The organism is Clostridium mucosae (assembly GCF_024622765.1).
Taxonomy (GTDB): domain Bacteria; phylum Bacillota; class Clostridia; order Clostridiales; family Clostridiaceae; genus Clostridium.
Map to the genome: position 1 here is coordinate 138,618 of NZ_JANKAF010000011.1, position 11,148 is coordinate 149,765.

Below are 11,148 nucleotides of genomic sequence, written 5' to 3' on the forward strand. Positions count from 1 at the left end.
TACTTTTAGCTCTATAAACTCTCCCTAATATTCTCTTAAATTTTAAAATTAACGCCTTATTTCTATCAATCTTATATCTATGAATTTCTTAATAATAGCACAATCTTCTACTTATATTATATCCTATTACTATTCATTATTAAACCAAAATGACCATAGTTCTGAAAAACTATGGTCATTTTAATATATGCAAAATTCGCTAAATTGAGCTTATCGAAAAACCTCTTTTACCCATGGTGGATTGGCCTCCCTCTACCATACCTGTCTCTTGTTAAACTAATCTAAAATGAACAAAATAAATTTTACTTGATAAATTATTAAAACCTATAGTAGAACAATTAAATTGTTTTACTATAGGTTTTTATAAAATCTTAGTTATATACATTATTTTTTATTCATATGCTCATAAACTTCAACAAATTCTTTTGCTAAATCTGTAAATGCCATTGAAGTCATTAAATGATCTTGTCCATGTATCATTAATAATGAAAGTTCAGTTTTATTTCCTTGAGCTTCTTTAGTTAACATTTGTGTTTGAGAATGATGCGCCTTTGTTAATGAAGCTTGAGCATCATTAATTTTATTTTTTGCTAATTCAAAATCTCCAGTTTTAGCTGCTTGAATAGCCTCCATTGCATTACTTTTTGCATCTCCTCCAAACATAATTAACTGCATAATTACATCTAAATTCATTTGTTCTCCCAAAATAAACACTCCTTTTAAGTAATTTAATTGATTTGCAAAAATGATTATTAATTAAACTTATAGCTTGTTTTAATACTTGCTAAACTACTTATTCATTAAACTTAAAGCTTGTTCTAATACTTTTTCTCCATTCATCATGCCATAGTAAGTCATATTTATTACATCAATTGCAATACCTAATGGCTCTACCTTCTCTTCAAATTGTGATTTCATAAAACGCACTTGTGGCCCTAAAAGTAATACATCAACTTTTTTCTCAGTGAAATAACTATCTGCCTCACTAGCTGAAATAGCAAATATATCTGCTTCAATACCCTTCTCCTCAGCTGCTTTTTGCATTCTAGTCACCATTAAGCTAGTACTCATTCCAGCTGCACATATTAACATAATTGTCTTTTTCATATTTATACACCTCTCTTATAATATCTAAAAAAACTCTTTATAAATTTAGTAATATATAAGAAGGTAGGTTAAAACTAAACCTAACCTTCTATATATTTCAATTTCTATATATTTTCTTTAAATGATCAACGATTAATTGAACGCGCCATCATAGATACAGTATGACGAACACCTCGAATTGCCTTACTCATAGCAAAAATATTCTCAAAAGGTGCAACTCCACCATAACCTGCATCACCAATATGCTGAATATCTACTCCACAAATTTTATTGCGTATTGCAATGTGTTTAATAGTATCTTCATCTGAACTTTCTTGACTGGTACCAATTGCAGTCATTACAAGTGCACCTTTACTATGTGCTACTTTAACTACTTCTTTTAATTCTGAATCATCAAAGCCAGGTACTGTTCCAACTGCAGGAACTAAAATAATATCTGCACCTGCCTCAATAAATCCTTCTACTGCTTTTAAATCTGCAACTGGTTCATTAACACCAGCTCCATGCATTTTGCCAGCAATAATTAATCCAGAAAAATGTTCTTTTGCTAAACGAATTGTTTTTTCTATTTGTGAATTAGTAACTCCTGTACCAGGGTTTCCAGTAAAACAAACAAAGTCCATACCAAGTTTTTCAATTTCTTTAATTGTTTCAAGATTAGCTTGTCTACCTCTACTGATAGTTAAAATATCTTCCGCCATATCTGCATCTAAATCTACAGGCTCTAAATTCACTCCTATTGGACGTCCAACTAAACGATGTAACTCATCTACAAAATTTCCTTCATTAACTTCTAGTCCAAATATTTCTGGATTTAAAACATCTACACAATTAAGTAAAATTAAATCTGCTCCAAAAGCCCTAGCAATTTCAGAGTTAGTAATATCACCGATAAAGGATTCCCTTGGTGCCACATTCTCTGAAAGAATGGTTCTCCCTTCACTAGCCTTAATACTTTGTTTCAATTCTGCTGCGGTCATTTCTAATATCTCCGATGCATTTGCACTAATTAATCTTTTACCCATAACTACTCCTCCAAAATTCTTTAACTAATTATATTTTTTATTTTCACTTTTTTATTTTAAAAAACTATTTTTAATTTCATTAATATCAAGTTAATTTACTACTTTTCAGCTTATTTACTGTTATCTTCTTAAGCTATTAGCTCATTATACTATTATTAATTTCAATTTCCTCAGCTGCTTCTAAAGCTAAGTTTTGCTTTTCAACTGCTTTATAGAAGAACCAATAAATTGCTACATCTACAAGTATGCATACTATTTGTAATACAGCTCCGCTTATATGATTTCCAGTTGTAAGGAATCCACTAAGAATTGGTGGCATTGTCCAAGAAACTGTTATACCTGTAGTTCTTGCAACTAACCCTGAAGACATTGCCACATATGATATTACCGCATTTGCTACTGGTGCTAAAATAAATGGTATGATTAATGAAACATTCATTACTATTGGTAACCCAAACATAGCAGGTTCATTAATATTAAATAAACCTGGTGTTAAAGTTAATGGCGCCATAGCTTTAGTCATTTTACTTGCATTTTTACGTCTAGCAATAATTGCAATAACAATTACTAAACCAATTGTAGCTCCACCGCCACCCATATATACGAAATTATCTATAAATGGTAGTGTAATAATATTGGGTAAATGAGCTGCACTATCAGCTTGGAATAATAAACGGTTTGCATCTGAATTCATTAACCAAATAGGTTGAAGAATACTGTTTACAACGTTTCCTCCATGGATACCAACAAACCAGAATAAACTATTTAATAGAATTGCAATAATTGTTCCAAATATATTATTACCAAGTAATCCTAGTGGTTTTCCTAAAACTATCATCATTAAATCATGAATATTACCAATATTAACTCTATCAAGAATCGCAAAAACAACTAACCACAAAGTTATAATAGCTGCACCTGTAATTAAAGCGCTAAAGCTTCTAGCTACTGCAGGTGGCACAGAATCTGGTAATTTAATTTGAATATCACGTTTTATAAACCAGCTAAAAATTAAAGCTGAAACAATACCAATAATCATAGCTACGAATAAACCTTTACTTCCCATATAGCCAACTGGTATGCCTGTACCTGTTTCACCCTTTACAAAAGGTGTAACAATTATAAAAGAAGATAATGCTACAATACCTGCTGAAACACCATCAACTTTATTTTGACGAGCTAAGCTATTTGCAATTCCAAAACTTGCTACTAGACCCATTAATCCGAAACTACTATCTACCCCCTTCCATAAATAAGAATCCATTCCTACAGCTGTCAACCAATCAGTCCATGCTTTAACTGGAAAACTTGCTATTATCATGAATAACGAACCAATAATAATTAGTGGCATACTTAATGTTATACCATCACGTATTGAAATTAATACTTTATTTGCCCCTAACTTAGCAGCTATAGGTAACATTTTTTCTTCAAGAAACTCATTTAAATTTTTCATATTAACCTCTCCTTTTTAAATATTTATCAAAATAATTTCTATACCATTTAAACATTAGAAATAAATAAATATTATGTGATTATATGTTTTAAAACTTAAATTTTTTATTTAATTACAAATCTAAAAAAATAGGTTTGTCATCAAATTCAAGCTCTCTTATTATGATATTTTCGGTTTCAAATACAATAATCTCATTCTTCTCTTTAAGAAAACCAGATGGAAGATATAAAGATTGTATAGGTCCCTTAGACCAATACCTTCCAATATTAAAGCCATTAACAAATACTGAGCCCTTACCATATTTAGAACAATCAATAAAAGTATCATTAATATTATTTAGTTCAACAGTAAAATGATAAAACATTGGAGTTTCTACTTTATCTACAATACTTTCTTCAAATTTAATTTTAGAAATCCTCTCTTCATCAAGGTATAATGGATATTGAACCCATCCACTATGGAAATGATTATTTATCATAACTCCGCCCTTTATCCCTTTTCTTTGAGTAGGACTATTTAATTTATGTCCATAGTTTACTCTACCTAAATTTTCAACTAATACATCAACATTTATAAATTCATTTTCACTACTAAACTCAACCTCTGTTCCTATTTCTTCCTTATATTGAGTAGCAATAAGTTTTTCATCAATATATACATGACATCTATCAGAAGCATCTATAACCTTTAATTTTTCATCATGATGATAATTCTTAATTTTGCTTCTATATAGCATGTATCCATAGTTACAATCTAAATCTTCCATGCCTTTAGGATATACTGTTTTAACTTCTTTCGATATATCCGAAATAATAGACATAAGATTAGCTGTACCATCAACTTTATAGCTGCCAAGATTCTTTAATATTCTTTTCCTTGGAGGCAATTGTTCTATATTCGGATATAGTGATTTCATAACCTTTTGTAATTTATAATACTTATCACTTGGATTACCCCATTCCGTTAATATCGCATCATAATCATAGGAGGTAACTTGTGGTAAATCATTATTTCCTCTTGCAGAACAACCATTCATAAATCCAAAGTTTGTTCCTCCTCTGAACATATAAAGATTAATACTTCCTATTTTAAGCATTTCCTTTACATCTTCAGCCAAGTCAATAGAGTCTCTACGAATGATATCTTCTCCCCATCTATTAAACCATCCATCCCAATATTCCATGCACATAATAGGCCACTCTTTTCCATTTTGTACAATGAAATCTTTAAGCATATCACAATTCTCTTTTGATTTTGAACCAAAGTTTCCAGATACAAAAATATCATCTTCAATTAATGATCCAGATTCTAATGCTTCAATCCATGTACCATCTGATGTGAAAAGAGGAACATCTACCCCATTTTCTTTCATTATTGATGCTACAATTCTCAAATATTCCTTTTCATTACCATAAGAACCATATTCATTTTCAACTTGCATCATCAAAACTGGTCCACCCTTAGTTACTTGATACTTAACTAATCTAGGTAGTAAATCATTATAATAATTTCTTAGCTTTTCAATAAAGTTATCATCAGAGCTTCTAAGCTTTATTTCTTTATCCTTTAATAGCCATGCTGGAAGTCCACCAAACTCCCATTCAGCACATATATAAGGAGTAGGCCTTAAAATAACATATAAACCTAACTTTTCAGCAGTTTTTATAAACTTTTCTATATCTTTGATTCCTTCAAAATCAAATTTTCCTTCATATGGTTCATGAATATTCCAAGGAATATATGTTTCTACTGTATTAAATCCTAGAGCTTTTAAATTAAATAATGTATCTTCCCATTGAGAAGGGTGTATTCTAAAATAATGAACAGCTCCAGATAAAATTTTAAATTTATTATCATCTATATAGAACTCTTCTCTTATTTCAAATTTAGACATCTATATGTTCTCCTTATCAGCCATCTTAACGAAAGGTAAGTAAACTACTATTGAAATTGCTAAATTCACCAATGATAATATAATTGCTCTCCAATCAAATCCTGTAGCGAAGAATCCATATAATACAGGTGGCATAACCCATGTAACATTTTGAGTAACTGGTGCTACCCAACCTAAAGTTGTTGCTAAGTATGAAACTGCTGCCATTAATGAAGGTGATAATAAGAATGGTATAAATAAAAGTGGATTCATAACTGTAGGAAGTCCATACATAACAGGCTCTCCTATATTAAATAAAACTGGAGCTATACCTAATTTAGCAACTTCTTTATAGTGACTATTTCTAGATTTCCAGAATATTGCTATTAATAAACCTAATGTTCCATACCATACAAATGCTCCATAAGATACGCTTGTCCATAAATATGGAATTGGTTGATTATTTTGAAAAGCTTCCATATTAGCTAATAAAGTAATTCCAAATAAGCCTTCCATAATTGGTGCCATAACGTTTCCACCATGAATACCAAAGAACCAGAATAATTGTGTTAAGAATGCAATAAGTATAACTGCAATGAAACTTTGTGATAAACCTAGTAATGGAGTTTGAAGTACTTTATATATCCAGTCAATTAATAATTGTCCAGTAATTTTATTAAATGCATATACGAATATAGCTACAACATATAATGCAACAAAACCAGGAATTATTGACATAAAAGGTTTTGCAATAGCTGGTGGTACTGTATCAGGTAATTTGATTGTCCAGTTTTTATTCATTAATTTACTATAGATAGTGCAAGCTATAAAACCAATAAGAATTGCAGTAAAATAACCATTTGAATTAATTTGTGCTCCAGGGATAATTCCACTAACTGTAACAGAAAGATTATTTCCTTCAACAGCTATATCCTTAACACCTTTAAAAAGTTCTGATAAAACTTGTCCATCAGCATTAGGTAATTGAATACTTTTAGTTATAGAATTACTAATAGCTATTATAAAAGCTGAAAGAGCAACTATACCTGAGGATAGTGTATCTGTCTTATAAATCTTGGCAACATTTACACCTAAAGAAAAAATAAATAATAGCGATACTATAGCTAAACTGCCTTTAAATATTAAATTATTTACATCTACAAACCAACTAAATGTTTGTGGGATTGAAGTATTTCCAAATTGTCCAGGTACATCTACTAAAAATGCATTTAGTAAAAGAGCAATTGAACCAGTCATAACAACAGGCATTGTACCTATAAAAGCATCTCTAAGAGCTACTAAGAATTTTTGATTACTTATTTTTGAAGCAATTGGTAATAAATATTTTTCAATAGATTCCATCAACTTATTCATTTTTATCTCCTTGTTATTAAAATTTTTTAATTTAAATTAGCATCTCTAAACAGATAGATTTGATTAAACTTAATTCTTACAATAGAAATAAATCCTAATCATTTCTCTCTATTTCTAAATAAAATGCACATTTTTTTGTAGATAATATTTATAAATTCTAAATTATTACTTTATCGTTAAGTATAAGATATTTATAATACAAATCAATTTAATCGTTTTCTTAGGATTTATAGTTAGATTACTATAAATAATGTAATTTAATTATTTAATTATTTAATTATTTAATTATTTAATTACTTAATTATTTAATTATTTAATTACTTAATTATTTAATTATTTAATTACTTAATTATTTATAACTCTTTCTCAACTAAATGTACTTGGACTTCCTTTATAAAATTCAAACTACCTTTTACTTAAATAATCCCTCCTTTTCTCATAAATTACAATTTATAATTTATAATTTATAATTTATCAAGTACATTTCATCTATTTTTTTATATAATTGATAATAATTTATAATTTATTATGATTAAAGTATAATTTACCAAAAATAATTTGTCAACATATATATTGGCTATTATTAACTTTTTTAATTATAATTTATAATCAATTTTCCTCTTTATTTTTTAGATTTTTAAGTTAATATTATCATATATAAAAGTGAATATAGCCTAAATCAATAGAGTTATACTTTTGTAGGCTCTTTATTGTCTTCAAAATAATTTATAATAAAAATAATTATATTTATTTTTAAATTATAATTAATGTTATATAATATTATTATTGAAAGGAGATACAATATGAAGCTTACAAAAAACCAACAAAAGTTAAGATTTAAAATTTTAGATAAAATTTATGCTAAAGGACCTATTTCTAGAATTGATATTTCAAACGAAACTGGAATTACACCTGCAACAGTTAGCGAAATTACTGGTAATATGATTCAAGAAAACCTTATACATGAAATTGGAGAAGTTATACCTGAGGAAAATAAGTCAGGAAGAAAAAAAATATTATTAGGTATATCCCCTAATCATAGTTTTTATATAGGTACAGAGTTATCACCTAAATATATATCTTTTTGCTTAATTGATAATATTGGTAAAATTTATAAGGAAAAGACTATTCAATTAGATAATTCTAATTTAGAAGAAATTTTAAGTGAAGAATTTTATATTAATGAATTAAGTAGTTTTATAGATTCTTGTACAAACTATAATCCGAAAGGGATAGGTATAGCCCTTCCTGGCCATTTTGATGAAGTTAATAAATCAATTATTAGTAATAATTCATTTTGGAAAAATTTCGATATAAAAATACTATTAGAAAGATTCGATTTACCAATCTACTTTGAAAATAATGTTAAATGTATGACATTATCAGAAAGATTATTTAGTTTTAATGGCAATGATGATAATTTTATATTCTTCCATGTTGGTAGAGGAATGTTTTGCTCATATATGTACAATGGTGAACTCTATGCCAAGGATAATTTTCTTGTTGGAGAAATAGGACATATCGTTGTTCATCCGAATGGTGAATTATGTGAATGTGGAAAAAGAGGATGTCTTCAAACATACGGGAGTGAAGCTTGGATTATTAAAAAATCTCAAATACTCTTTGATAATTCAGAAACTACATATTTGAAACAATTAGTATCTGAAAGAAATAAAATTACCATAGAAACTATATTAAAAGCTTATAGGTTAGGAGACGAAGGAATTATAAAAATACTTAACTCTGCAATTAATTATCTTTCAATTACAATTAATAATTTATCAATGATGATTGATTCAAGTAAAATTATAATTCATGGAGAGTTGTTTAATGAAGATTTATTAAAAAATCTATTAGAAGAATTATTAAGACAAAATATTAACTTGCTTTCTAAAAATATAAACCAAGATATTTTAATTAAGGAATATAATAATTATAATGGTGCTTTAGCTGCTGCTGCTCTTTGTGTGTCAAAACTTTTAATTAAATTGGACTAATAAGTTTTTGTACCTTAGTAGCCTTACTCTATAGTACATTTTTTTGAAAATATAAAGGAAGTCGCGTTTCGCGACTCCCTTTAGTTTTACTATATTAAAGATTAACTTTCTTAGTTTCTTTTGTTATTACATTAGCTTCCACCATTTCAACAATAGCTCCTGATTCTGTTTGTAATAACTTATTAGTTATTACAGAATTCATAAGAGCAGAAATGTCAGCATCCAAAACATCTTCTTTAACATCCTTAATAGTCAGATTTGTCTTTTTGCCTGCAACATCTTTAAACCCCATTCTAGCAGTTCTTTCTATCATATTAAATCCCCCTTTCCCCAATTTTAAGATTACTCTAGCAACATCTTTTTATTATGCACATTCTTTCGTGATCCTAGCTATTCTGTCATAAATTAAGTTCATTAGCCTTAGCTGATTTTTATTAACTATTACTCAGAGCTTGTCTTAATAATACTTAAGTTGCAAAGCCAATTAGCCTCTTGTTAGCATAAAAGTTTGTTGCTTCTTAATTGTGCTTACTGAATAATCCATAAGCTTTTCAACTGCATCTGATAACTCCACTAATTTATCATCAGTTGCATCTACAGATACATTCTTAAAGCTTTGCTTATTGAATACATCTTTTCCCTTAGAATTAACACCAACTTGATAATTAATCTCTAAAGCATTTCCTACTAAAACTGAATTTGCCATACTAATCACCTCCTCACTTACTATATATGCAGTTATGAGAAGTTTTTAAAATGTTATATAAACTTGTTAATTTTTATAAGCTGAAAGTTACAATAATTAAAGAATGAAGAAATGAATGTGAAAAATCCTTAAGTAGTTTTTGAATAATAGTACTTCTCACAAGCAAATTTAAAATTTTACATAGCAGACGTTGGACATATTGTAACGTGTAGTATGCTTCAACTGAACTTAGTGTGAAAGCTCCTCTACTGAAGCCTGCATAGATTAAATGCATATTAACGACTAATATTTCCTCTTTCATAATTAGTATAATTAAGAAATATAAGTTCACGAAGATAAATAGGCTATGTGGAATAAGCATATAGCAAACCTAGTACTTCTTTTCACAGCTATTTAGCTTATGGAACATATCTAATTATCCCCCCATTTCTATTGATAGTTTACTAGAATCATGCCCACCCTAATAATTTCCGCTCTAAATCAACATAGTCATAGTCTCTACCCTTAAAGTTATTAAATCTTAACTTCCTAGGCTCTCTATAATCTATAAATGTATTTTCCTTCTTCGCTTCTTTTATGATATTTTGATTTAAATATACTTCAAACTTATCACCAAATAAGGTCTTAGGAGTTAGATATTGCTCAAACTCAGTATTCTTCCAAGCCTTCACCTTTTTATCAATAACTTCTTTAAAATCATCAATACCATAACCTTCTTTTAGTCTATCATTGATTAACATAATAGTTACTTTATTATTTTCTTTATACTTAGTTCCAACCTTTAAATTTAAATATGCTATTATTTCTCTAACTTTCTCTATATGTTTATATAAATTAGAATCTATAGTAGATGAGTTATTTAATAGATTAGTCTTTGTTGAACATTTTAAAGTACACCCTTTATCATTTTCTATAGATAACCTTGTATCATTTTTATAGACAACCTCATCATCACAATAATTTTCCTCATCTATTTTATTGATAGTATCATCATTCTCAAAGACACCATGGACATTGTTTTTCATATTATAGTTATTGTTGCTACCATAATTATTACTAATACCTAGATTATTGATAGTGCCATAATTACTATTATTATCAACATTAGTTTCTTGATTATGATTATTATATTTAATATCATCATCCCTTTGTTTATTACAATTACTTTTTGCATCATTATTTGATTGAGCCTCATTTTTATTATTATCAAAAAGCTCATAAAACTTATTTCCAAGCTTAAAATAAGAAAAGGTTCCCCCTTCCTTTTTAGTGTAATGATTTAAAATTCCCATATCTCTTAGCTTTAACATCCTAGCCATAACCGTTCTTTTTTCTAATCCTAAATAAGGCATTTCCTTAGCAAAACTTTGATAGCTAACCCAATAATATTTTTCATCTTCTATAATTTCATAATTCATTCTTCCACTATCTTTAAAATCAGCAAAGTACCTAAGAATAGATAAATCTTTAATATCTAAACCAAACTCGTTTAAGTAAAAGCAATTATCTCTCATTTACTCTGTTTTTCTTAGTTTTTCATTTTTTCTATATATGCCATTTTTACTTATTGATGATTTTCTTAAAAGAATATTCTTCTTCTACTAATTTTA

General features: G+C 28.1%; 10 protein-coding genes. 1 reads left to right on the forward strand and 9 read right to left on the reverse strand.

All coding sequences use genetic code 11. From position 1 onward, the window contains the following. Positions 1-384: 384 nt before the first annotated feature. The 6 genes from NSA50_RS12995 to NSA50_RS13020 all read right to left on the reverse strand — a co-directional run bounded on the left by NSA50_RS12995 (position 385) and on the right by NSA50_RS13020 (position 6,835). Positions 385-705 (reverse strand): PTS lactose/cellobiose transporter subunit IIA, encoded by a 321-nt coding sequence (locus NSA50_RS12995; protein WP_195429024.1) that lies wholly within the window; start codon positions 703-705, stop codon positions 385-387. A gap of 84 nt (positions 706-789) precedes the next feature. Continuing rightward, entirely contained in the window at positions 790-1,107 is a 318-nt protein-coding gene (locus tag NSA50_RS13000) for a PTS sugar transporter subunit IIB (RefSeq protein ID WP_195263715.1), read from the reverse strand. 125 nt (positions 1,108-1,232) lie between these two features. Then, a complete protein-coding gene (locus NSA50_RS13005) occupies positions 1,233-2,132 on the reverse strand; it encodes a DUF7916 family protein (protein WP_257445653.1) in 900 nt (299 codons plus the stop codon). 136 nt (positions 2,133-2,268) lie between these two features. Further along, positions 2,269-3,588 carry a PTS sugar transporter subunit IIC gene (locus tag NSA50_RS13010; protein WP_257445655.1) on the reverse strand — a complete coding sequence of 440 codons (1,320 nt, stop codon included), beginning with the start codon at positions 3,586-3,588 and terminating at the stop codon, positions 2,269-2,271. Between the two features lie 112 nt (positions 3,589-3,700). Beyond that, positions 3,701-5,482: a glycoside hydrolase family 35 protein gene (locus NSA50_RS13015; RefSeq protein WP_257445657.1), complete on the reverse strand. Its 1,782-nt coding sequence runs from the start codon at positions 5,480-5,482 to the stop codon at positions 3,701-3,703. Further along, positions 5,483-6,835 carry a PTS sugar transporter subunit IIC gene (locus NSA50_RS13020; protein ID WP_257445659.1) on the reverse strand — a complete coding sequence of 451 codons (1,353 nt, stop codon included), beginning with the start codon at positions 6,833-6,835 and terminating at the stop codon, positions 5,483-5,485. 803 nt (positions 6,836-7,638) lie between these two features. Between NSA50_RS13020 and NSA50_RS13025 the strand changes: the two genes are divergently transcribed. Continuing rightward, positions 7,639-8,832, forward strand: a complete 1,194-nt coding sequence (locus tag NSA50_RS13025) for an ROK family transcriptional regulator (RefSeq protein ID WP_257445661.1) — start codon at positions 7,639-7,641, stop codon at positions 8,830-8,832. Between the two features lie 94 nt (positions 8,833-8,926). On the opposite strand, the gene NSA50_RS13030 is transcribed toward NSA50_RS13025, so the two are convergent. The 3 genes from NSA50_RS13030 to NSA50_RS13040 all read right to left on the reverse strand — a co-directional run bounded on the left by NSA50_RS13030 (position 8,927) and on the right by NSA50_RS13040 (position 11,052). Beyond that, positions 8,927-9,145 (reverse strand): DUF2922 domain-containing protein, encoded by a 219-nt coding sequence (locus tag NSA50_RS13030; protein WP_257445663.1) that lies wholly within the window; start codon positions 9,143-9,145, stop codon positions 8,927-8,929. Between the two features lie 171 nt (positions 9,146-9,316). Continuing rightward, on the reverse strand, positions 9,317-9,538 hold the full coding sequence (locus NSA50_RS13035; RefSeq protein ID WP_195263708.1) for a DUF1659 domain-containing protein: 222 nt from the start codon (positions 9,536-9,538) through the stop codon (positions 9,317-9,319). A gap of 449 nt (positions 9,539-9,987) precedes the next feature. Then, positions 9,988-11,052: a conserved phage C-terminal domain-containing protein gene (locus tag NSA50_RS13040; RefSeq protein WP_257445665.1), complete on the reverse strand. Its 1,065-nt coding sequence runs from the start codon at positions 11,050-11,052 to the stop codon at positions 9,988-9,990. Between the last annotated feature and the right edge of the window lie 96 nt (positions 11,053-11,148).